The sequence below is a fragment of the Streptomyces sp. NPDC018947 genome (assembly GCF_044390505.1).
Lineage (GTDB): Bacteria > Actinomycetota > Actinomycetes > Streptomycetales > Streptomycetaceae > Streptomyces.
In genome coordinates this window covers 64,866-87,114 of sequence record NZ_JBIRZD010000022.1, presented here as the reverse complement: position 1 = coordinate 87,114, position 22,249 = coordinate 64,866, and the positions used below count along the sequence as shown (strand labels likewise).

Annotated in this window: 17 protein-coding genes; 3 read left to right on the top strand and 14 right to left on the bottom strand. The window is 76.3% G+C overall.

The window, feature by feature from the left end:
* Positions 1–125: 125 nt before the first annotated feature.
* Positions 126–1,733, bottom strand: a complete 1,608-nt coding sequence (locus tag ACH499_RS31885; protein WP_399020255.1) for an AMP-binding protein — start codon at positions 1,731–1,733, stop codon at positions 126–128.
* On the bottom strand, positions 1,730–3,403 hold the full coding sequence (locus ACH499_RS31880; protein ID WP_356202230.1) for an AMP-binding protein: 1,674 nt from the start codon (positions 3,401–3,403) through the stop codon (positions 1,730–1,732). The genes ACH499_RS31885 and ACH499_RS31880 overlap by 4 nt, the downstream gene beginning before the upstream one ends.
* Before the next feature lie 124 nt (positions 3,404–3,527).
* On the opposite strand from ACH499_RS31880, the gene ACH499_RS31875 reads away from it, so the two are divergent.
* A complete protein-coding gene (locus tag ACH499_RS31875) occupies positions 3,528–4,364 on the top strand; it encodes a helix-turn-helix transcriptional regulator (protein WP_356202232.1) in 837 nt (278 codons plus the stop codon).
* 159 nt (positions 4,365–4,523) lie between these two features.
* Positions 4,524–7,340 carry an AAA family ATPase gene (locus ACH499_RS31870; protein ID WP_399020252.1) on the top strand — a complete coding sequence of 939 codons (2,817 nt, stop codon included), beginning with the start codon at positions 4,524–4,526 and terminating at the stop codon, positions 7,338–7,340.
* Positions 7,341–8,020: 680 nt separating this feature from the next.
* Here ACH499_RS31870 and ACH499_RS31865 read toward each other — a convergent pair.
* Entirely contained in the window at positions 8,021–9,127 is a 1,107-nt protein-coding gene (locus ACH499_RS31865; protein ID WP_399020249.1) for a winged helix DNA-binding domain-containing protein, read from the bottom strand.
* Between the two features lie 224 nt (positions 9,128–9,351).
* Between ACH499_RS31865 and ACH499_RS31860 the strand changes: the two genes are divergently transcribed.
* Entirely contained in the window at positions 9,352–10,275 is a 924-nt protein-coding gene (locus ACH499_RS31860) for a polysaccharide pyruvyl transferase family protein (protein WP_399020247.1), read from the top strand.
* A 70-nt stretch (positions 10,276–10,345) separates the two neighbouring features.
* Here the strand turns inward: ACH499_RS31860 and ACH499_RS31855 are convergent, their stop codons facing one another.
* From ACH499_RS31855 to ACH499_RS31805, 11 genes are all read right to left on the bottom strand, one after another.
* Positions 10,346–11,242: a glycosyltransferase gene (locus tag ACH499_RS31855; RefSeq protein ID WP_356202240.1), complete on the bottom strand. Its 897-nt coding sequence runs from the start codon at positions 11,240–11,242 to the stop codon at positions 10,346–10,348.
* Complete coding sequence (locus ACH499_RS31850) at positions 11,239–12,189, bottom strand: glycosyltransferase family 2 protein (protein ID WP_399020245.1); 951 nt, start codon at positions 12,187–12,189, stop codon at positions 11,239–11,241. Before ACH499_RS31850 ends, ACH499_RS31855 begins: the two co-directional genes overlap by 4 nt.
* Positions 12,186–13,184: a glycosyltransferase family 9 protein gene (locus ACH499_RS31845; protein WP_399020295.1), complete on the bottom strand. Its 999-nt coding sequence runs from the start codon at positions 13,182–13,184 to the stop codon at positions 12,186–12,188. Before ACH499_RS31845 ends, ACH499_RS31850 begins: the two co-directional genes overlap by 4 nt.
* Positions 13,185–13,810: 626 nt before the next feature.
* Positions 13,811–15,181: a D-glycero-beta-D-manno-heptose 1-phosphate adenylyltransferase gene (gene rfaE2, locus ACH499_RS31840; RefSeq protein WP_399020243.1), complete on the bottom strand. Its 1,371-nt coding sequence runs from the start codon at positions 15,179–15,181 to the stop codon at positions 13,811–13,813.
* Between the two features lie 8 nt (positions 15,182–15,189).
* Entirely contained in the window at positions 15,190–15,789 is a 600-nt protein-coding gene (locus ACH499_RS31835; RefSeq protein ID WP_356202246.1) for an SIS domain-containing protein, read from the bottom strand.
* Positions 15,789–17,006, bottom strand: coding sequence for a glycosyltransferase (locus tag ACH499_RS31830; protein ID WP_399020241.1), 1,218 nt, complete (start codon positions 17,004–17,006; stop codon positions 15,789–15,791). The genes ACH499_RS31835 and ACH499_RS31830 overlap by 1 nt, the downstream gene beginning before the upstream one ends.
* The gene (locus ACH499_RS31825; protein ID WP_356202250.1) at positions 17,003–17,953 is read right to left on the bottom strand and encodes a glycosyltransferase; all 951 of its coding nucleotides are present in this window, start codon (positions 17,951–17,953) and stop codon (positions 17,003–17,005) included. Before ACH499_RS31825 ends, ACH499_RS31830 begins: the two co-directional genes overlap by 4 nt.
* A complete protein-coding gene (locus tag ACH499_RS31820) occupies positions 17,950–18,939 on the bottom strand; it encodes a glycosyltransferase family 9 protein (RefSeq protein ID WP_399020239.1) in 990 nt (329 codons plus the stop codon). Before ACH499_RS31820 ends, ACH499_RS31825 begins: the two co-directional genes overlap by 4 nt.
* The gene (locus tag ACH499_RS31815; RefSeq protein ID WP_399020237.1) at positions 18,936–19,532 is read right to left on the bottom strand and encodes a D-glycero-alpha-D-manno-heptose-1,7-bisphosphate 7-phosphatase; all 597 of its coding nucleotides are present in this window, start codon (positions 19,530–19,532) and stop codon (positions 18,936–18,938) included. The genes ACH499_RS31820 and ACH499_RS31815 overlap by 4 nt, the downstream gene beginning before the upstream one ends.
* Positions 19,529–20,548 (bottom strand): glycosyltransferase, encoded by a 1,020-nt coding sequence (locus tag ACH499_RS31810; protein WP_399020235.1) that lies wholly within the window; start codon positions 20,546–20,548, stop codon positions 19,529–19,531. The genes ACH499_RS31815 and ACH499_RS31810 overlap by 4 nt, the downstream gene beginning before the upstream one ends.
* Positions 20,545–22,185: a carbamoyltransferase gene (locus ACH499_RS31805; protein ID WP_399020233.1), complete on the bottom strand. Its 1,641-nt coding sequence runs from the start codon at positions 22,183–22,185 to the stop codon at positions 20,545–20,547. Before ACH499_RS31805 ends, ACH499_RS31810 begins: the two co-directional genes overlap by 4 nt.
* Between the last annotated feature and the right edge of the window lie 64 nt (positions 22,186–22,249).

Here is a 22,249-nt window from a genome sequence, read left to right as displayed (position 1 = left end):
TGGCCGGAAGCCGTCAAGAGACGACGAGCCGCGACGCGGTCCCCGCGGCCGGCCGGACACAAAGGAGCCGGCCGTGGCGCTGGACGCCACGGCCGGCCGGCCCTGCTTCTTCCTCCCCGGCAGACCTACGTGCCGTAGGTCTCCCGCAGCTCGATCTTGCGCACCTTCCCCGACACGGTCATCGGGAAGGCCTCGAGGTTCTGGACGCGGCTGGGCACCTTGTAGTGGGCGAGCTGTCCCTCGCAGTAGGCGCGCAGTTCCTCCAGGGTGAGCGGGTCGGCCGCGTCGCGCGGGATGACGCAGGCGAGGACCTCCTCGCCGTAGCGCTCGTGCGGCACGCCGACGACCTGCACGTCCGCGATCTTCGGGTGGCCGTAGAGGAACTCCTCCACCTCGCGCGGGTAGATGTTCTCCCCGCCCCGGATGATCATGTCCTTGATGCGGCCGACGATCTCGACGTAGCCGTCCTCCCGCATCACCGCGAGGTCCCCGGTGTGCATCCAGCGGCCGGCGTCGATCACCTCGGCGGTCTTCTCCGGCTCGTCCCAGTAGCCGAGCATCACGCTGTAGCCACGGGTGCGCAGTTCACCGGCGGCGCCGCGGGGCAGGGTGACGCCGGTGACCGGGTCGACGACCTTCACCTCGATGTGCGGCAGCACCCGGCCGACGGTGCCGGTGCGGTGCTCCAGGTCGTCGTCCATGCGGGTCTGCACGGAGACCGGGGAGGTCTCGGTCATGCCGTAGCAGATGGACACCTGCTCCATGTGCATCTCCGCGACCACCCGCTTCATCACCTCGACCGGGCAGGGCGAGCCCGCCATGATGCCGGTGCGCAGCGAGGAGAGGTCGTACGTGGCGAAGCCGGGGTCGTTCAGCTCGGCGATGAACATGGTCGGGACGCCGTACAGGGACGTGCACCGCTCGCGCTGCACCGCCTCCAGCGTGGCCTTCGCGTCGAAGGACGGGGCGGGGATGACGATGCAGGCGCCGTGGGAGGTGGCGCCCAGGTTGCCCATGACCATGCCGAAGCAGTGGTAGAAGGGGACGGGCAGGCAGACCCGGTCCTGCTCCGTGTAGCCCACCGTACGGCCCACCCAGTAGCCGTTGTTGAGGATGTTGTGGTGGGAGAGGGTGGCGCCCTTGGGGAAGCCGGTGGTGCCCGAGGTGTACTGGATGTTGACCGGGTCGTCGCAGCTCAGCTCGGCGGCGAGCTGTTCGACCCGCTCGCGCGGCACGGAGGCGGCGCCGGCGGTGAGCGCGTCCCAGGACGGGTCGCCGATGAAGACGGTCTCCCGCAGCGCGGGGCACCTGCCGCGGACCTGGTCCACGATCGCCCGGTAGTCGCTGGTCTTGTGGGCCAGGGAGGCGATGAGCACGCCGATGCCGGACTGCTTGAGCACGAACTCCAGCTCGTGGGCGCGATAGGCCGGGTTGACGTTGACCAGGATGACGCCGATGCGGGCGGTGGCGTACTGGACGAGGACCCATTCCGGGCAGTTGACCGCCCAGATGCCGACCCGGTCGCCCTTCGTGACGCCCTTCGCCAGCAGTCCGCGCGCCACCTCCTCGACGGCGGCACCGAACTCGGCGTAGGTCCAGCGGCGGCCGGAGGGCACGTCGACCAGGGCCTCGCGGTCCGGGTGGGCGGCGATCGCCCGGTCGAGACTGGCGCCGATGGTGTCGCCGAGGAGCGGGGTCTCGCTGGTGCCGTGGGCGTAGGACGGGGCGGTCACCGGAAGTCCTCCTCGCGGTACTCGTTCTCGGAGCCCGCGGCGGTGGCCTCGCGCAGCTCGATCCGGCGGATCTTGCCGGAGACGGTCTTGGGCAGTTCGCCGAACTCCAGGCGGCGGACGCGCTTGTAGGGGGCGAGGGTCTCGCGGGAGTGCTCGAAGAGGACCTTCGCGGTGTCCGGTCCGGGCGCCCAGCCCGCCGCCAGGACGACGTACGCCTTCGGCACCGCGAGCCGCAGCTCGTCGGGGGCCGGTACGACCGCCGCCTCGGCGACCGCCTCGTGCTCCAGCAGGGCGCTCTCCAGCTCGAACGGGGAGATCTTGTAGTCGGACGCCTTGAAGACGTCGTCGGCCCGCCCGACGTAGGTCAGGTATCCGTCGGCGTCGCGGGCGCCGATGTCGCCGGTGCGGTAGTAGCCGCCGGCCATGGCCTCGGCGGTGCGGTCGGGGTCGCCGTGGTAGCCGGTCATCAGACCGACGGGACGCTCGGACAGGTCGAGCGCGATCTCGCCCTCGTCCGCGCCGGGCGCGCCGGTGACCGGGTCGAGCAGTTCGACGCGGTAGCCGGGGCTGGGCCGGCCCATGGACCCGGTCTTCAGCACCTGCCCCGGGCTGTTGGACACCTGCACTGCGGTCTCGGTCTGCCCGAAGCCGTCCCGGATGGTGACGCCCCAGGCGCGGCGGACCTGCTCGATGACCTCCGGGTTCAGCGGCTCGCCGGCGGCGACGACCTCGCGCGGCGGGGTGGCGAGCTGGGTGAGGTCGGCCTGGATGAGCATGCGCCACACGGTCGGCGGTGCGCAGAACGTCGTCACCCCGGCCCGGTCCATCTCGCGCATCAGCCGGGCGGCGTCGAAGCGCGTGTAGTTGTGCAGGAAGACCGTCGCCTCGGCGTTCCACGGCGCGAACAGGTTCGACCAGGCGTGCTTGGCCCAGCCGGGCGAGGAGATGTTCAGGTGCACGTCCCCCGGCTTCAGGCCGATCCAGTACATGGTCGCCAGGTGCCCGACGGGGTACGAGACGTGGGTGTGCTCGACCAGCTTGGGGCGGGCCGTGGTGCCGGAGGTGAAGTAGAGCATCAGCGGGTCGTCGGCGGCGGTGGGGCCGTCCGGGGTGAAGCCCGCGGGGGCCGCGTCGGCGTCCTCGTACGGCTGCCAGCCCGGCTCCGTGGTGCCGCCGACCGCGATGCGCGTGTAGTCGCCGGGCACGTCGGCGAACTTGCCGGTGTCCTCGGCCCGCGCGATCACGTGCCGCACCCGGCCGCGGTCGACGCGGTCGCGCAGGTCGGCGGGGCCCAGCAGGGTGGTGGCCGGGATGACCACGGCGCGCAGCTTCATCGCCGCCAGGGCGGTCTCCCACAGCTCGGTCTGGTTGCCGAGCATGACGAGGATGCGGTCCTCGGCGCGGACGCCCCGCTCACGCAGCCAGTTGGCCACGCGGTCGGAACGCTCCGACATCCGCGCGAACGACACCCGCGCCTCGGAGCCGTCCTCCTCCACGATGTGCAGCGCCGTGCGCTCGTTGCCCTCGGCGATGACGTCGAACCAGTCCAGCGCCCAGTTGAAGTTCTCCGGGCGGGGCCAGGCGAACCCCTCGTACGCGGTGGCGTAGTCCGTACGGTGCTCCAGCAGGAAATCGCGTGCGCTGCGGAACAGCTCGGTCGCCGTCGTCATCTGTCCTCCTCGGTGCCGGACCATTGCCGGGCGGCTCTCTGCCATCGTTTACTCCGTGATGCAGGTCTCACTACCCCCGAACGGGGGTGTGCGCGACGGAACGGGCCGCGAAGGAGTGAGCGCAGTGGCGGTGGACGCGGCTGACGTGGTGGAGATCCGCAGCGCGCTGGTGCGGCTGCGGCGCACCACCGGGCTGCCGGTGGCGTTCGGCGGGCTGGTGGAGGCCGGCCGGCAGCGGGTGCGCATCAGCGAGCTGAGCGGCACCGCGACGGCCGCGCTCAGCGCGCTGGCGGTGACCTCCGGCAACGGCCTCGGCGGCAAGGCCGTCCTGCTGACCCGGCCGTGCGCCGTCACCGACTACTCCGTCTCCCGGCAGATCAGCCACGAGTACGACCTGCCCGTCGCCGCCGAGGGCCTGCGCTCGGTGCTGGCCGTACCGGTGGTCGTACGGCGCCGGGTGCGCGGGGTGCTCTACGGCGCGCTGCGGACGGCCCAGCCGCTGGGCGACCGGACGCTCGGCGCGGCCGTGGACGCGGCGCGGGACGTGGAGCAGGCGCTGCTGCTGCGGGAGGAGGCGGGCGAGCTGCTGGCGGCGGCCCGGCCGGAACCGGCCCGCGACCCGGCGGGCTCGGCGGCGTGGGAGCAGGTGCGGGAGGCGCACGCGGCGCTGCGGGCGCTGGCTCCGAGGATCACGGACCCGGCGCTGCGGGACGAGCTGCTGCGCGCCTGCGGGATGCTGGCCGCGGGCGGCGGTCCCGGCGACGGGGTGCGGCTGGCCCCGCGCGAGGTGGACGTCCTGGCGTGCGTGGCGGCCGGGGCGACGAACGCGGCGGCGGCCGAGCGGCTGGGGGTGGGCGCGGAGACGGTGAAGGGCTATCTCCGGTCGGCGATGCGCAAACTGGGCGCCCGCACCCGGGGCGAGGCAGTCGTCGCGGCCCGTCGCGCGGGGTGGCTTCCCTAGCCGGTGCTGTTCGCCCAACGTGGCGGCCGGGTTTTCGGGGGATCTTCGCATTGCGTCTTTGCCCCCTTGTTATTTCCCTCACCTCCGCGGCCGTCCGTCATGCAATGCGCCAATGCCTAATATTGGCCCGGACACGACGCCTGGAGGGGAGCGGTCACCGTGCGACGGGACTTCACGGAGCCTGCCGGGTCCGGGTCCGACCTGGTCATCGGCCGGGAGGCACCGTTCGCCGCGGCCCGTGAGCAGCTCACCCGTGGCGGCAGTGTGCTCCTGCACGGGCCGGCCGGAATCGGAAAGTCGACCGTCCTGCGGACACTGGCCGCCGAATACGCCCCCACGACGCGCACCGTGCTGCGCTGCTCGGCGACCGAGTCCGAATCGCATCTCCCCTTCCTCGCCCTGGCCGACCTCCTCGGACCGGTGCTGGACGAGGTGTCCGGCGTCCTGCCCGGCGCGCAGCGCACCGCGCTGGAGTCGGCGCTCACCGGCCGCGGCGAGTCCACCCTCCAGCGCGACGGCCTCGCCCTGCGTCTGGCCGTGCTGTCCGCTCTGCGCGCCCTCGCCGCCGAGGGCCCCGTCCTCGTCGTCGCCGACGACCTCCAGTGGCTGGACCCCGCCAGCACCGAACTGCTCGGCTTCGCCGCCCGCCGCCTGGGCGACACCCCGGTGCGCCTGCTCAGCGCGGTGCGCACCGACGGACAGGAGTACGGCCAGGAGTACGACCGTCATCTGCGCGCCTCCCCGCCGGACACCCGCGCCGTACGCCTCGACCCGCTGACCCGCGACCAGGTGTCGGCCCTGCTCGACCAGCGGGGCTTCACCGGCCTGCCCCGCTCCACGGTCCGCGACATCCACCGCACCAGCGGCGGCAACCCGCTGTTCGCCCTGGAGCTGGGCCGCGCCCTGGCCGAGAACCCCACCCCGCCCCGGCCGGGCGAGCCGCTGCCCGTGCCGACCTCGCTGCGCGCCCTGGTGCTCAGCCGGCTGGAGATGCTGTCCGAGGAGGCCCGCCGCACCCTGCTGGTGGCCAGCGCGGGCGCCCGCCCCACCCCCGCCCTGCTGCACGCGGCCGGCCGCGAGAACGCCGAGGCCGAGACCGCCCAGGCCGCAGAACTGGGCCTCCTCGCGACCGACCCGGAGGGCCCCACCGTACGGTTCGCGCACCCCCTGATCTCGGCCGCGCTGTACGCCGAGGCACCGGCGCGCGAACGGCGGGCCGCGCACGCCGCGCTGTCCACGGCGGCCTCGGACCCGATCGAGCGCGCCCGGCACCTGGCGCTCGCCACCACCGGCACCGACCCGGACGTGGCGGCGACGCTCGCGGAGGCCGCCGCGCTGGCCCGGGACCGCGGCGCGCCGTCGGTGGCCGCCTCGCTGGGGCTGCTCGCGGCCCGGCACACCCCGGCGGACAGCACGCCGGGGCCGGACGAGCGCCGGCTCCAGGCCGCGGAGGACGCCATCACCGCCGGCGAGGTGGACCTCGCCCGGGACGTCGCCCGGGAGGTGCTGACCCGGGCCACCGCGCCCGGCGAGCGCGTACGGGCGTGGATGGTGGTCATCGAGGCGGCCGGGCAGGCCATCGGCGAGGTCGACGCCGTCTTCCCGCAGGCCCTGGCCGACGCGGGCGACGACCCCGGGCTGCTCGCCCTGGTCCACTACCAGCTCGCCTGGCGCGGCCTGGTGGTGCAGGGCGACTTCGCCCAGGGCCGGGAGGAGGCCGCGCACGCGGCCCGGCTGGCGGCGCGGGCCGGGGACCGCAGCACCGAGCTGATGGCGCTCTCCTTCCAGTCCCAGGCCGAGACCCTGATGGGGCACCCGGACGCCCCGGCGACCATCGAGCGGGCCCGGCAGGAGCCGCAGGACCCGCGGGTGGCGTGCCATCACAACGGCGCCGGTTCCTCCCGGTTCCGCTGGCTGCTGATGAGCGACCGCCTGGCCGAGGCGCGGACCACCGTCATGGGCCTGCTGCGCGAGGTGCGGCGGCGCGGCATGGCCGAGAGCGAGGTCCACTACCTGCGTCTGCTGTCCGAGACCGAACTGAACGCCGGGCACTGCGGCCGGGCCCTCGAACTGGCCCGGGAGAGTCTGACGCTGGCGCGGGACGCGGGCATCGGCGAGGCCGCGGGAGCGATGCAGGCCGCGCTCGCCGAGGCCGCGGGCGGTGACGTGGAGCGGGCGCTGACCCTGGCGCGGGAGGCGGTGCGGCGGGCCGAGGAGGACGGCGACGCCGTGTACCTGTCGCGGAGCCTGGCGGCGCTCGGGCACGCCCGCCTGATGTCGGGCGACGCCGCCGCGGCCGTGGACGCGCTGCGCCGCGTACGGGAGCTGGAGGCCGGCGCCGGCATCTTCGACCCGGCGCGCGGCCGGTGGCAGGGCGATCTCGCGGAGGCGCTGGTGCGGACCGGGCAGCCGGCCGAGGCGCAGGAGGTCGTCGAGGCCACCCGCGCCCACGCGGTGCGGCTGGGGCGCGGCAGTGTGCTGGCGGTGCTGGACCGGGCGGAGGCACGGGTGCGCGCGGCGCGGGGCGAGCACCGGGCCGCGCTCACCCGGCTGGTCTCGGCGCGGGACCGCCTCGCGGAGCTCGGGTACGGCCTGGAGGAGGCGCGGACGGTGTTCGCGCTGGCGGAGCTGCGGGCGGACCGGCCGGGTCCGGCGACGTACGACGAGGCGGCGCGGCTCTTCCGGCGCTGCCGGGCGTTGCCCTGGCTGCGGCTGGTGGACGCCGCGGTCGCGGCGCGGGCGGCCGGTCCCGCCCCGGCACGGCGGGCCGAGCCTGACTGCCTCGCGGGCCTCGCCGCGATGGAGCGCCAGGTCGCCTCACTGGTCATGGAGGGCGCCACCAACCGGGAGATCGCCTCCCGGCTGTTCGTCAGCGTCAAGACGGTGGAGGCGACGCTCACCCGGGTCTACCGCAAGCTCGGGATCCGGTCGCGGGTCGACATCGTGAGACTGGCGGCGGGGCGCCGGGCCGAGTGATCCGCCGGCACGGGCCGGAGGGCGCCACGGCGGGGTGAACGGCCCCGTCCGTGTGCCCGGAGGGCGGCGGCCCGGTGAACGCGGGACGGCGGCCGGGAGAAACGGCCGGGTTTGACGGCCGGGCATCGAGGGTTATCCCTGCCCGCCTCCCTTAGGGGGTTCCCTCATTGGGGGGCCGGTGCCGCCGGTCCTAGCGTGAGGGCGTGCCGCTCGCCCGGGCACACGGGGGTCTGTCCCGAGGCCCCCGTGCTACCCCCCACACCCGTGCGACCCCCCACCGGCAGATCTTGAGGAGACTCATGTTCGGGCTCACCCGCGCCAGTCCGGCGGCCCCAGCCGTGGCCCGCCCCCACCGCCGACACCGCGCGCCGGCCGGCCGTCGGCGTGAGAGACCCGGGCCGCGCCGCCTCCCACGGCCCCGACTTCGGCACGGGCGACTTCCGTGCGCCGGATCCACCTCCGGCGCCCAGCACTCCTGCCAGGGCGACGGCGGCGGACCCCCCTTCACCGGGGCGTCCTGGCAGGGATCACTTCCCGGGGCGAGGACCGCGCCCCGGCAGGACTCCTGAGTACCCCTCAGGGAAGAACCAGGGGGCGTTGCGAGCCACCACGAGCGGCCCGCAGCGCCCCCTCTCCATGCCCGAAGGCCGACTGGCCGGGCCCGTTCCGCCGCCCACCGTTCAGTCGCGCACGGTGCCGAAGCGGACGTCGTACGCCTCCCCCGGATGCATCACCGCCAGCATCCGCTCCCCCTCGGCGGCGATCTCGTCGCGCCCCGCCCCGGTGATCCGGCCGAAGGGCTCGACGACGAGGGTGGCGTCCTCGAGCTTCCAGAGTCCGGCCACGAAGCCGTCGACGAGCAGGACGCGGTAGGCCTGGTTCCCCCGCCAGGTGCGGCCCCTGTGCTCGGGCGGGACCAGGCGGGCCCGGTCGGCGTGGGAGAGCAGCAGGTTGTCGTACTCGGGCAACAAGCGCGGCGGCGCCGGGGTGTCCGGGTCGGGACGCGGGGCGTCCGGGAGGTCGAACAGTTCGGTGCCGTCCGGGGCCCGGAAGGTGAGCAGGCGGGGGCGGAGCCGTTCGAACGCGTCGCGCAGCCGGGTCAGACCGGCCCAGGTCTGCATGTCCTTCACGGACGCGGGGCCGAACGCGGCGAGGTAGCGCAGAACGGTGCCGTCCGGTGCCGGCACCGGCTCCGCGGGGCGCCCGAACCAGTGCTCGGCGGTGGTCAGCTCGACCTGTCCGCCGCGGCCCCACAGACCGCGCGGTGTCACCTGCACGAGCGGGAGCCGGCAGCGGGCGGCGACGGCCAGGGCCTGCGGGTCGGCGTCCGGCCAGTGGAGGAGCAGGGCCTCGCGGAGCTGCTTCATGGTGCGGGGCTCGGCCTCGACCAGTTCGCGGGCGAGGACGGCGAGCCGGTCCAGGTCGACGCCGACGAGCCCCTTGCGGAAGTTCACCAGCTCGCGGTCCCGGGCGGCCTGCACCAGCGGGCGCAGGGACAGGCAGTCGTCGGCGGTGTGGGTGTGGATGGTCGAGCGGAGGGTGACGAGGCGGGCGACCCGGCGTTCGGCCATCGGCGCGGACAGGTCCTCGGGGGTGAAGCCGTCGAGGCGGGCGGCGAGCGCGTAGTACGGGGGCTTCACGTTCTGGGCCTGGAGCCCGACGAGGTGCGCGACCGCGTCCTCGGCGGACATCGGTGCGCGGCGCAGCAGCAACTGCCGGGCCAGCGTGGCGCGGTTGAGGGCGCGGGTGCCGAGCACGGGGGCCGTCGTGGATGCCTTGGACGTCATGCTCCGCACGGTAGCGCCGCTCGCGGACAGCTTCTGTCCGCGACGCCTCTCCGCGTGGACCCCGGTGCCGCGGCCGGAGGGCACCGGGACGAGGCGCGCCCACGCCGGGCGGGGGACACGGTGATTGCCCTCCGGCCGGACGGGCACCCGGGGCCACTGTGCACGCACATGACGGACATGGCGGACCAAGCAGGCGCGTCGGCCCCGGGCCGGACCGGGTCCTGGTGACCGGGTGGTTCAGCTTCCTGCACGGAGAGGCGACCGCGGGCGACGTCCTCGCGCTGCGCCGGGTCGAGGAGGTGCTGCGCGACGCGGGGATCGCCCACGACGTCGTCTGGAGCCCCGGTTTCCGGGCGGACGCGCTCCACTTCCCGGACGTGGACCCGGCGGCCTACTCCCATCTGGTGTTCGTGTGCGGACCCGCGCACGGGCCGCAGGTCGAGGAACTGCACCGCCGGTTCGCGCACTGCGTGCGGATCGCGGTCGGCGTGTCCGTCGTGGACGCCGGCTCCCCCGCCGTCACCGGCTTCGACCGCGTCCTCGCCCGTGACGCCGCCGGGGCCCCGCCGTCCCTCGACCTCGCGGCCCGCGCCCCGGCCCTGCCCGCGAGGCCCGTCGTCGCGGTGGTGCTCACCCACGGGCAGCACGAGTACGGGGCGCAGCGGCGGCACGAGGAGGTCGCCGGGGCGCTGACGCGCTGGCTGGCCGGCAAGGACTGCGCGCGCCTGGAGCTGGAGACCCGGCTCGACGCGCACGACTGGCGGCTGTGCGGCACCCCGGCCCAGTTGGAGGCCGTGCTGTCCCGGCTGGACCTGGTCGTCACCGACCGGCTGCACGGGCTGGTGCTCGCGCTGCGGGCCGGCACTCCGGTGCTGGCGGTGGACCCGGTCGCGGGCGGCGCGAAGGTGACGGCGCAGGCCCGCGCCTGCGGCTGGCCCGCGCTGGTGGCCGCCGAGGCACTGGGCACGGACGCGCTGGAACGCTGGTGGCGGTGGTGCCTGGCCGACGGGCGGGAGGCCGCGCGGCGGATCGGCGCCCGGTTCCGGGCGGACCGGGAAACCGACGGCGCGGACGGTCTCGTGGCGGCGCTCGGGGCGCGGCCGGCGGACCGGCCGGACGCCGGGCCCCGGCGCCGGGTCCCTTCGTAGGCCCGGGGGACCGCGGCACACGCACCCGGCCCCTCGTCCCCTCGGCGGGGGGCCGGGTGCGTGTGGTCCGTCAGCCCGTGTAGCTGCGCGCCGTCGACGCGCGCTGGGCCGGTTCCAGGGCGCGCAGCCGCGCCTCCACCTCCGCGGGCAGCACCCGGCGTTCGCGCAGCACCCACGGCAGGGCGGCCACCGCCTCCGCGAAGGCGCGCAGGGACGCGGTGTCGCGCGGGACGGTCCTGGCCAGGTGCAGGGTGCGGCGCAGGGCGTACCCGGCCGGGCGGCGCAGCCAGGTGAACCACAGGGTGTTGCGGATGCCGTGGGCGCGGCGCAGCGTCGCGTCCCGCACCACGGAGGGGTGGTGGTGGATCGTCAGGTCGTCGTCGTACGTCAGCCACCAGCCGTCGGCGGCCAGGTCGGCGGCGAGCAGTTCCTCCTCACCGCCCAGCCACAGCCGGGGATGGAAGCCGCCGGCGGCCCGGAAGGCGTCGGTGCGCAGGACGGTCGCGGCGGCCAGGAAGGACCCGAGCGCCGGTCCCGGCAGCCAGTCGGGGCGGGGCACGGGCGACTCGCGCAGCTCCCGGACGATCGGGTCCTCGGTGCCGTCCGGTTCGACGACGATGCGGGCGGTGACCGAGCCGACCGCGGGATACCGGTCGAGCAGGTCGGCGGCCCCGGACAGCGAGCCCGGCGCCCACCAGGAGTCGTCGTCGCAGAAGGCGACGTAGGGCGTGGTGACCTGGCGGACGGCCAGATTGCGGCCGACGGCGCCGAGGTTGCGGCCGGGGCGCAGCAGCCGTACGCCGGGGTGGTGGCGGGCGACGGCGGCGGCGGTGCCGTCGGTGGAGGCGTTGTCGGTGACGATCACCGGGGGTTTCTCGGGAAGCCGGGCGAGGCGGTCCAGGGTGCGCAGGAGTTCCGGGCGCCGGTTGTGGGTGATGACGACGACGGTCGTCCGGGGGTCGGTCATGAGCTCGCTCCGTCCAGGAGGCGGGCGCCCCGCTCCACGTGCGGGGGCAAAGGCCTGCGGGCGCGCAGTGCGGAGGGCAGCCGGGTGAGCGTCTCGCGCAGGGCGCGGCGGGCGTGCGGGTCGCGGCGGGCGTCGGCGGCGAGGGCGCGGGTGCGGGCGAGGGCGTGCGGCAGGGGGCGGCGCAGCCAGGCGGTGAGGAGTTCGTTGCGCCGCACGACGGCCGGGCGGCCGGTACGGGGGCCGGGGTCCGGATGGTGGTGGGCGACCACGTCGGGGCAGTGGGTGACGCCCCAGCCGCGGGCGGCCAGGTCGTAGGCGAGGAGCGTTTCCTCGGCGCCGAAGAACAGCAGCGGGTGGTAGCCGCCCGCGTCGAGATAGGCCTCGCGGCGGGCGACGGCGGCGCAGCCGAGGAAGCCGAGCACCTGGGTGCCGGGCAGGTCGGCGGCGCGGCCGAGCGGGGAGCAGGCGAGCAGGTCGTTGAGCGGGTCGGCCTCCTCGGCGGGGCCGACGAGGGTGCGGGCGGACAGCAGGCCGAGCCGTGGGTGCCTGTCGAACAGGCGGGCCGCCGTGGCGAGCGCGCCGGGCGCCCACCAGGAGTCGTCGTCGCTGAACGCCACGTACGGCGTGTCGAGCGCGCGGACGCCGTGGGTTCGGGCGAGGGCGCCGCGGTTGAGGGGGAGCGCGAGGACGCGGACCCTCGGGAAGTCGCGGGCGAGCATGGCGCGGGTGCCGTCGGTGGAGGCGTTGTCGGCGACGAGGATCTCGGGGCGCTCGGGGAGCGCGAGCAGGTGGCGCAGGGTGACGGCGAGGCTCGCGGAGCGGTTGCGGGTGGCGATGACGACGCCGACGGGGGCGTGCCCGGCGGGGCCGGTGCGCGGTCGTTCGCGGGTGGTCACCGGTCCGTGGCGCGTCGCGTGGTCCGGTCCGGGAGGGGTGCCGTGGTTCATGGTGCCTCGCAGAGGGCGTCCAGGGCGTCGAGCGCGGTCAGGACGTCGTCGGTGCCGATCCGCAGCAGCGCGGGGTCGGTCGCGCGGCCGTGCGGGTCGCCGTCCGGCCCCGGGTGCCACAGGGCGCGGTGGCGGGGGTGGTCGGGCGGGCCCCAGCGGCTGGGCGGGACGGGGCCGAAGAGGGTGACGGTGGGGGTCGCGTGGGCGACGGCGAGGTGGGCGATGCCGGTGTCGCCGCTGACCACGGCGCGGGCGCCGGCGACCAGGGCGGAGAGCCGGTCGTAGGGCAGGCCGCCGGAGAACACGTCGGTGTCGGGCAGGTCGGCGAGCTTGGCCAGCCTGGCCACGAGGTCGCCCTCGTCCGCTCCCCCGGTCACCACGACCCGCCGGCCGCGCTCGCGCAGGGCCCCGGCGATCGCGGCGTACCGCTCGACGGGCCAGCACCGCGAGGGGGCGCCGGCGCCGGGGTGCAGCACGATCGCGCCGGGCGCCGGGGAGGGGCCGGCCGGGCGGGGCAGCAGCAGGTCGGCGGGGTCGGCGTCGATGCCGTACGCGGTCAGCAGCCGGCACCAGCGGTCCCGTTCGTGCTCCTCGGGGTACCAGGGCGGGCCCTCGACCTCCGGTGTCCCGGGATGCGCGAACGCCAGCAGCTTCCCCGGACGCAGCCGCGTCAGCAGCCGGTGACTGGGCGGGCCGTTGCCGTGCAGGTCGACGGCGACCTCGGGGGGCGGCCCGGTCCATCCGAGGTCGCGCGGCACGGCGCGCCCGGGCTCGGCGGCGGGCAGCACCCGGTCCACGGCACCGGTCACCGCCACGACGGGCGCCAGTTCGGCGGGGGTGGCGAGCACGATCTCGTGCTCCGGATACGCCCGCCGCAGCGCCCGCAACGCGGGAACCCCGGCGAGCAGGTCCCCCAGCCCGAGGGCCCGCAGCACCAGCACCCGCGGCCGCGCCCCGGCTTCCCGGCCCTCCGGCCCGGCACCGGGGCACGGCACGCCGGACACCTCGGGCCCGGCCTCCCCGGCCCGCTGGGCCACGGACGCCCCGGCGTCGACGGGCGCCGGACCCCCGGACGTGGAACCGGCCGGCGGCGGATGCACGGGGTCGCCGGTCACGGGACCGCCCGCCGAAGACCACGCCGGGAGTCCGGCCCCCTCGGGGGCACCGCCGGACGGCCCCGCCACAGAGGCGGCCGGCGGCGGGTGCACGGGGTCACCCGCCACAGGGACACCCGCGGAGGACACAGGCGCAGGCCGCCCGGAGGGCCGAGCTGTCGTGGCGGCGGAGGGGTTCGGCGCACGGCGAGCCGACGGGCCGGCCTTCGGCCACCGTACGGACCCGGCCGGCGGCGGGTGCACGGAGTCACCCGCCACAGGACCGCCCCCGGAGGGGGACGCGGGCCCATGACGTCCCCGCGGTCGAGGTGCCGCGACTGCCGAAGGGCTCGGCACGGGACCGGCCGACGCCGGATGCATCGGCTCCCCCACCACCGGGCCGTCCCCCGACGGCACGGGCGCGGGGCGTCCCGACGGCCGGTGCGCGGGACCGGACTCCGGTGCCCGTGCGGGACCGCCCGTCGCCGCGGGCGGGGCGTCGGTCGCGGCAGGGCGCCTGTCGGGGGTCATCGGACGCCCTCCGCCGCGCGGGCCATCAGGGCCGTGGACGAGCGGCCGTCGAGGTACGGGAGGAGGACCGCCTGGCCGCCCCACTCCTGGAGCAGTGCCGCCTCCGGCAGGTCGGCGCCCGCGTAGTCGCCGCCCTTGACCCAGACGTCGGGGCGCAGGTCGGCGAGGAGGCGTTCGGGGGTGTCCTCGTCGAAGACCGCGACCGCGTCCACGCAGGCGAGGGCGCGCAGCACGCGGACCCGGTCGGCGAGGGGGTTGACGGGGCGGCCGTCGCCCTTGCGGCGGCGTACCGAGGCGTCGGAGTTGACGCACACCACGAGGCAGTCGCCGAGCCGGCGCGCGGCCTGGAGGAGGCCCACGTGTCCGGCGTGCAGCAGGTCGAAGCAGCCGCCCGCGGCGACGACGGTGCCGTGCTGGGCGCGGACGCGGGCGGCCAGGGCGTGCGGGTCGTCGGTGTCGGGCCGGGGGTCCGCGGCCGGGCCGGAGCCGGCGGGCGGCAGGGCACCGGCGCCGCCCGCCGCGACGAACTCCGTCGCGGCGCCCACGGCGCCCTCCACGGCCTCCCCCACCAGCGCGCCGTCGGCGAGCAGCCCGGCCGCGGTCGCGGCGAACCGGTCGCCCGCTCCGCAGGAGTCCCCGTGGTGGGCGGCGGGCGCGGGCACGAGCAACGGGTGTTCCCCGTACGACAGCAGCGCGCCGCGTGCGCCGAGGGTCACGGTCACCGCGGCCACCCGCCAGTCGCGCACGAGGGCGGCGGCGTTGTGCGCGGCGGCGCGCAGTCCGCCGCCGGCACGGCCGTCCTGGGGTGCGAAGCCGTGCGCCTCCTTCTCGGCGGGCGTCACCAGCCGGGTGCCCGGCACCGGCGGCCCGCCGCGCGGGTGCGGGTCCCAGACCAGCGGCGGACGTGCGGCCAGCACGTCCCGCAGGGCGTCGGCGGCGCCGCGCCCGTAGTCGGAGACGAGCACGGCCCGGGCCGAGCGCAGCGCGGCACGCGCCTCGTCGGTGGCCTCGCGGGCCCGCCCGCCGCCCCTGTCGAGGCGGACGACGGGCCGGTCCTGGGCGAGGACGCGGGTCTTCTCGGGCAGGGTCCCCGACAGGGGCAGCGGCACCAGCCTCAGCCAGGGTTCGAGCAGTTCGCGCAGGGCCCGGCTCGCGGGATCGTCGCCGACGCCCGCGACCAGGGTGACCTCGCGGCCGTCGCGGGCGGCGAGGTAGGCCGCGAGCGCGGCGCCGCCGGGCCGTACGCGTTCGGCGCACTCCGCGACCACCGGCACGGGCGCGTCGGGCGCGAGCCGGTCGGCGGAGCCGGCCAGGTCGCGGTCGAGCAGGGCGTCGCCGACCACGACCAGCGGGGTCCTGTCGGCCATGCGTCCGCTCACCTCGGCGTCCCCCCGCCCGGCGTCCCCCGGTCGAGGGCGGCGTCGAAAGCCGCGCAGATCATGTGCACGGCGACCAGGTGGATCTCCTGGACGGTGGCCGTCGAGGGGGCGTCCACGCACAGGGACTCGTCGCTGCCCGCCATCAGGGGGTTGGGCGCGCAGCCGGTGAGGGCCCACACCCGCACGCCGCTCGCGCGGGCCGCGTCGGCGGCGGACAGCAGGTTGGCGCTGGCGCCGGACGTGGACAGCAGCATCAGGACGTCGCCCTCGCGGCCGTGGGCGCGCACCTGGCGGGCGAACACCTCGTCGACGCCGTAGTCGTTGGCGATCGCGGTGGTGCTGGAGGTGTCGGCGTGCAGGGCGATCGCGGAGAACGGCGGCCGGTCGTCGCGGTAGCGGCCGACGATCTCGGCGGTCAGGTGCTGGGCCTGGGCGGCGCTGCCGCCGTTGCCCGCGGCCAGCAGTCTGCCGCCGCCGGACAGGACGTCGGCGAGCCGCTCGCCCCAGCGTTCGGTGACGTGCGCGGAGGCGCGGAACGCCCCCAGCGCGTCGCGCAGTTCGTCGCAGTGCCCGACGACGGGCGGGTGCACGGTCATCACGCCACCTCCTTCGACAGCGCGTGGTCGGCGAGTGTCATGCGGTAGACCTGCTCCGCGCCGTCGGCGACGCGCCGCCACGTGTAGTGCTTGAGGACGCGTTCGCGGCCCGCCGAGCCGTACCGGCGGCGCAGTTCGTCGTCCGCGAGGAGTTCGCAGGCCGCCTCGGCGATCGCGTCCGGGTCCTGCGGGGGGACGAGGCGGCCGGTGACCCCGTCGGCCACGGAGTCGCGGTGTCCGCCGACGTCGGTGGCGAGGACGGGCACGCCGCAGGCCATGGCTTCCAGCGGCACGATGCCGAACGGTTCGTAGACGGGGGTGCTCAGCACGACGTCCGCGCTGCCGAGCAGGGCGGGCATGTCGCGCGGGTCGACCGCGCCGAGCAGCCGGACCCGGTCGCCGACGCCGACGCGGCCGGCGAGCGCGGTCAGGCGCCGTGCCTCGGGGTCGGCGTCCACGGCGTCGGACGGCGGGCCGCCGGCGATCAGCAGTTCGGTGTCGGGGACGTCGGCGAGTGCCCGGATCGCCTGGTCGTAGCCCTTGCGGGGGACGAGCCGGCCGCAGGCGAGCAGGCGGTGGCGCCGGCTCCGGGCGGGGGTGCGGCCGGAGGCGGCGCCGGGCCGGAAGTGCCCGGCGTCCACGCCGCAGGGCACCACGGACACCTGGCGGGGCGGCACACCCATGTCGCCGAGTTCCACGACCTCGTCGGTGCAGGTGGCCAGCACCCGTTCGCAGGTGCGGCCGATCTGCCGCTCGATGCCGATGCGCTCGTACGGGCTGGTGTCCCGCATCCCCTGGTGGCGCCGCTTGACGGTGCCGAGGGCGTGGAAGGTCTGCACGCAGGGGATGCCCTGCGGTCCGGCGCCGATCTGGGACGCCATGCCGGACATCCAGAAGTGGGCGTGGACCACGTCGGGCCGCTCGCGGCTCCACGCGCGTGCCAGGTAGGCGCCGAAGGTCGGCATGTGCGGGAACAGGTCGTCCTTGGGCACGACCTCGGCCGGTCCGGCCGGCACGTGCTCGACGATCCCGCCGCCGGGCAGCGGCACCCGGTCGGGCAGGTCCAGCGAGTCACGGCGGGTGTAGACCGTGACGTCGTGGCCGCGCCGGGCCAACTCCTCGGTGAGACGGGCCACGTAGACGTTCTGTCCACCGGCGTCGACGCCGCCGAGCGCGGCGAGCGGACTCGCGTGCTCGGACACCATGGCGATCCTCATCGGGTCACCTCCTTCAGCAGCCGCTCCCAGTCGTCCAGGAAGCGGGACAGCCCGTAACGGGACAGGGCCGCCGCACGGGCGCCGTCGCCGACGGTCCGCGCGTGCAGCGGGTCGGCGAGGAAGTCGCGTACGGCGTCGGTCAGTACGTCGATGCGGTTGGAGACCACCCCGGCGCCCGGGGGCACCGCCTCGGTCACCTCGGTGGTGGCGAGCGCGACCACGGGCATGCCCAGGTGCATGGCCTCCAGCAGGGACAGGCCGAGTGAGGTCCAGCGCACGGGGTGGACGTAGACGCGGCGCCGGGCCAGTTCGGCGTGCAGGTCGCTCTGGACGACGTCCTGGGTGCGGCAGCGGCCGGGGTCGACGCCGATGTGCTCGGCCAGTCCCTCGGTGCGCATGCCGAACACGTCGAGCGGGGCGGCGCGGGCGAACGCGGGCAGCAGGTCCGTGCCGGTCGTGCGGCCGCGCCGGACGGGCTCGTTGACGACGACGGCCGCGCGGTCCAGTTCGCCGGTCCAGCGGTGGCCGGGGTCGACGATGCCGTGCTCGACGACGGTCGTCGGCGCCGTACCCGCGTCCCACATCAGCCGGTTGAAGTGGGTGACGTGGACGAGGGTGACGCCGGGGACGTCCGCCGCGGGGTGGCGGGTGTCGGGCACGTCGCCGTGGGGGGCGTTGTGCTCCAGGTAGACCAGGGGCGGCCGGCGTCCGAGCCACTGGTCGACCAGGGCGAGTTCGTGCGGGCGCTGGAGGATCACGACGTCGACGTGCTCGTCCCGGAGCCTGTCCGGCGGGACCTCGATCACCGACTCCGGCCAGTCCCAGGTGCGGGCGCGGCCGAGGCCGTCGGGGCCGCGGTCCGGGGTGACCGGGACGAGGTAGGTGTGCGGGCCCTGCACGAAGGCCGTGGTCCACGACCCGTGCACGTGCCAGATGAGGATCCTCATGCCTCCCCCAGGAGTTTCTCGACGGCGGCGGCGACGTCGGTGGCGGTGACGGTGTCCAGGCAGGGATGGCCGGGTACGGGGCAGTCCCGGGCCCTGCTGCCGGCGCAGGGCGCGTCCTGGTCGCCGAGCAGGACGTACGGCACGCCGTAGGGCCGCCACCGCTCCGCCGGTACGACGGGGGCGAAGAGGGAGACGACCGGGGTGCCGACGGCCGCCGCGAGGTGGGCGGGCGCGGTGTTGCCGGTGACGACGACGGACGCGCCCGCGAGGACGCCGGCCAGTTCGGGGGCCTCGGTGCGGCCGCCGAGGTCGGTGCCGTGCTCGCCGGCCACGTAGGCGGTGAGGTCGCGTTCGCCGGGGCCGCCGGTGACCAGCACCCGGTGCCCGGCGGCGGCGAGTTCGCGCACGGCCTCGGCGCTGCGCTCGGGGCTCCAGGCGCGGGCGGGGACGCTGGCGCCGGGGTGCAGGACGACGTACGGCCCGGGTCCGGTCAGCGCGTCGGCGGGCGGTGGCGTGCGGACGCGCAGCCGCCCGTCGTCGGGCCGGGGGAACCCGGCCGCTTCGGCGAGGTCGAGGGCGGCCTCGGCCTCGTGGGCGTGCGGGGCGCGCCGGTGGCGCAGGTCGAGCAGGGAGCCGGGGTAGTCCATGCTGTCCGCGGCGATGTACCGGACGCCGGCCAGGCGCAGCACCAGGGCGGTGGGCAGCGGGGACTGGTGGAAGGAGGTGAGGACCAGCGCGGTGTCGGCGTCGATCCGGTCCGCCAGGGCGTCGATGTCCGCCCGGCTGACGTCGGGCGGCCGGAAACCGCCCCAGGGGGCGTCCCACACCATGACCTCGTCCACGCCGGGCAGCAGCCGGGCGGCGGGCGCGCCGCGCGGCCCGCACAGCAGGGTGACGTGGTCGGCGCGGGCGGCGACGGCGCGCACGGCGGGCCCGGCGAGCAGAACGTCGCCGAAGCTGTCGAGGCGGGTGACCAGGGCCTTCACAGCGGCCTCCCGGGGCTCTGGGCGTCGCGCGCCACGGCGGCGGCGCCCGCGCCGGTTGACGCGCCGGCTTCCGGCGGGCCGTCGAGGAGTTCCCGTACGGCGGTCGGCAGGTCCGGGGCGACGTGGGGTGCCGCGGCGGTCTCCTCGGGGCGGGTGCGCTCGTTCGGGACGAGGACGCCGTGGGCGCCCGCCCGGTGCGCGGCCTCGACGTCGGCGCCGATGTCTCCGACGACGGCGCAGTCGGCGGGGGCGGTGCACAGGCGTGCGGCGGCCCACCGGACCAGGCCCGGCCGCGGTTTGCGGCAGCGGCAGCCGTCGTCGGGGCCGTGCGGGCAGATCGCCCAGACGTCGAAGGGGCCGACCAGTTCGTCGACGCGCCGGTTGACGCGGCGCACGTCGGTGCCGGTGATCAGGCCGCGGGCGATGCCCGACTGGTTGGTGACGACGCCGACGCGGATGCCGTGCGCGCGCAGCAGCGCCACCGCCTCGCGGGCCCCGTCGACGGGCCGGACCCGGTCCGGGTCGCCGTTGTAGGGGACGTCGTGGACGAGGGTGCCGTCGCGGTCGAAGAGCACGGCCTTGACGGGGCTCATGCGGCCACCTCCTGCCAGGCACGGGCGCCGCGGTGCCGCCACAGTCCGCTCACCCGGTGCCAGGTGGCGACGGGCGGGATGAGGACGCTGGTGACCAGCATGGTCGTCACCTCGTGACGGGTGCGCGGCCCGGGCGCGATGCGGGCCCAGGCGAACTCGGCGGTGCCCGCGGCCCAGCCGAGCGCGGCGAGCGCGGCGGCCCGGGGGCGGCGGGCGGCCGCGAGGGCGAGGGCGGCGGCCCCGGCGGCGGTGATCGCGGAATGGCGGCGGATGCGGCCCCGGGGAGCGACCGCCTTGGACCACCAGTCGGGGCCGTGCAGGCGCCGCATCAGGGCGTCGTCCGCGTTGCCGCGCTGCTGCCCGAGGGACACCCAGCGGGAGGCGGGGCGTACGGGGTGGCGGGTCGTGCGGCGGCCGCGCTGGATGCGCCAGCCGGCGTCGAGGACGCGCAGCGCCAGGTCGGCGTCCTCGCGGAAGGCGCGCGGAAAGCGTTCGTCGAAGCCGCGGACCCGTTCGAGGACGTCGGTGCGGTAGGCCATGTCGGCGGTGATCCAGCGGGCCCGTGCGAGACCGGCGGTGCCGCGTTCCCAGTCGGTGGGGCGCCGCTCGCCGGGCAGCGGGACCGCGATGACGCCCTGTACGGCGCCGGTGTCGGGGGCGGCCTCGGAGATGTCCTGGACCAGCTGGTCGCACCAGTGCGGGCCGACCTGGACGTCGTCGTCGAGGAACGCGGTCCACGGGGAGGTCACCGCGCGGATGCCGGTGTTGCGGGCGGCGGCCGGCCCCCGGCCCCCGCTGCGCAGCACGACGGTGCGTTCGCGCAGGTCGCCGAGGACGCTCAGCGGATGGTCGAGCGCGCCCGGGTCGGCGTCCGGTGCGGGCCGGTCGTCGACGATGACGATCTCGTCGGGCGGGGGACCGATCGCGGCGGCCAGCGCGGCCAGGCAGTCGGCCAGCGTGTCGCGGGCGAGCGTGGGGACGACGACGGCGTAGCCGCTCCGCGGGGCGCCGGTCATGCGAACGCCTTCCCCCGGCGCACCGCGAACGGGCCGATGGCCAGCAGGTCCACGGGTGCGGAACCGAAGCACTCCAGCGCGTCGCGCGGGTCGTCGACCATGGGCCGGCCCGCGGTGTTGAGGCTGGTGTTGACGACGACGGGCAGTCCGGTGCGCTTCTCGAAGGCGTTCAGCATCCGGGCGACGAGCGGCTCGCGGCGCTCCTCGACGGTCTGGATGCGGGCGGTGCCGTCGACGTGGACGACGGCCGGGATGCGCTCGCGCCAGGCGGGGGCCACGTCGTGCACGAAGAGCATGTAGGGGCTCGGGACGGGCCCGGTGAAGATCTCGGCGGCGCGGTCGGCGAGCACCATCGGCGCGACGGGACGGAACTCCTCGCGGCCCTTGACGTGGTTGAGCCGTTCCAGGTTCTCGGCGCGGCCGGGGTGGGCCAGCAGGGAGCGGTGGCCGAGGGCGCGCGGACCGAACTCGCTGCGGCCCTGGAACCAGGCGACGACGCCGTCCCGGGCGAGTTCGTCGGCGACCGTCTCGGCGATGTCGTCCGGTTCCTCGTAGGGGATCGCGGCGGTCCGGAGCCAGGCGCGGATCTCGTCGTCGCTCCAGCCGCGGCCGAGGGCGGCGCCGGGCATCGGCTCGGGCGCGGCGCCCTCCTGGTCGGCGGACACGTGCAGGGCGGCGCCGAGGGCCGTTCCCGCGTCGCCGGCGGCGGGCTGCACCCACACGTGCCGGTAGGGGCCGCGGGCGGCGATCTTCGAGTTGGCGACGCAGTTGAGGGCGACGCCGCCCGCCATGGTGAGGGCCTCGCCGCCGGCCTCGCGGTGCAGCCAGTGGACGAGTTCGAGGAGCAGTTCCTCCAGCACTGCCTGGGTGCTGGCGGCCAGGTCCGCGTGGTCCTTCGTCCAGTCCTCGCCCTTGGCGCGGGCCGGGGCGAGGGCCGCCCAGTCGACGCCGTGGGCGCTGAAGCCGCCGTCGCCGGTGGCGTGGACGTGCTCGCGCAGCAGGCCGAGGTGGCGGGGGGTGCCGTAGGAGGCGAGGGCCATCACCTTGTACTCGTCGCTGCTGCGCAGGAAGCCGAGGTGCTCGGTCAGCTCCTCGTAGACCAGGCCGAGCGAGTGCGGCAGGGCCTGGGTGGCGAGGGTGTCGAGCTTGCCGTCGCGGTAGCGGCCGGCCAGGTGGGAGGCGCACTCGCCGCGTCCGTCGAGGACGAGGACGTCGTTGTCCGGGTGCGGTGAGGCCGGTCCGGCGGAGGCGGCGTGCGCCACGTGGTGCGGGACGAAGACGACCTGGTCGGGATCGAGTCCGGGCAGCGCCTCGGCGAGGAACTCGGGGGCCCTGCGGGCGTACTCGACGCGCAGCGGGTCCCAGGGGTCGTCGAGGCCCATGTCGCGGGCCGGCCGGGCGAGGCGGGGATCGAAGGAGTACGCGACGGCGTCCAGGTCCCCGGGCCGGATCCCGGCGTGCTCCAGGCACCACCGCGCCGACAGCTCCGGGACCTCCCACGCGGAGAACGGCACGGGCCGCTTGCCGTGCTTGCGGCGGCTGAAGCGCTCTTCCTCGGCGGCCGCAACGGTCCGGCCGTCGACGACGAGGGCGGCGGCCGGGTCGTGGAACAGGGCGTTGATACCAAGGATGCGCATGGGGTGTGCTCCGTCCCGGGGGACTGCTGTGGTCTCTCTGGTGTCGCGGGTGCCGCGGGGCGGC

Coding starts and splice junctions, on each gene's coding strand:
- ACH499_RS31880 (WP_356202230.1), bottom strand. CDS start 3,403: ATGACGACGGCGACCGAGCTGTTCCGCAGCGCACGCGATTTCCTGCTG.
- ACH499_RS31865 (WP_399020249.1), bottom strand. CDS start 9,127: ATGACGTCCAAGGCATCCACGACGGCCCCCGTGCTCGGCACCCGCGCC.
- ACH499_RS31855 (WP_356202240.1), bottom strand. CDS start 11,242: ATGACCGACCCCCGGACGACCGTCGTCGTCATCACCCACAACCGGCGC.
- ACH499_RS31850 (WP_399020245.1), bottom strand. CDS start 12,189: ATGAACCACGGCACCCCTCCCGGACCGGACCACGCGACGCGCCACGGA.
- rfaE2 (WP_399020243.1), bottom strand. CDS start 15,181: ATGGCCGACAGGACCCCGCTGGTCGTGGTCGGCGACGCCCTGCTCGAC.
- ACH499_RS31835 (WP_356202246.1), bottom strand. CDS start 15,789: ATGACCGTGCACCCGCCCGTCGTCGGGCACTGCGACGAACTGCGCGAC.
- ACH499_RS31830 (WP_399020241.1), bottom strand. CDS start 17,006: ATGAGGATCGCCATGGTGTCCGAGCACGCGAGTCCGCTCGCCGCGCTC.
- ACH499_RS31825 (WP_356202250.1), bottom strand. CDS start 17,953: ATGAGGATCCTCATCTGGCACGTGCACGGGTCGTGGACCACGGCCTTC.
- ACH499_RS31815 (WP_399020237.1), bottom strand. CDS start 19,532: ATGAGCCCCGTCAAGGCCGTGCTCTTCGACCGCGACGGCACCCTCGTC.
- ACH499_RS31810 (WP_399020235.1), bottom strand. CDS start 20,548: ATGACCGGCGCCCCGCGGAGCGGCTACGCCGTCGTCGTCCCCACGCTC.
- ACH499_RS31805 (WP_399020233.1), bottom strand. CDS start 22,185: ATGCGCATCCTTGGTATCAACGCCCTGTTCCACGACCCGGCCGCCGCC.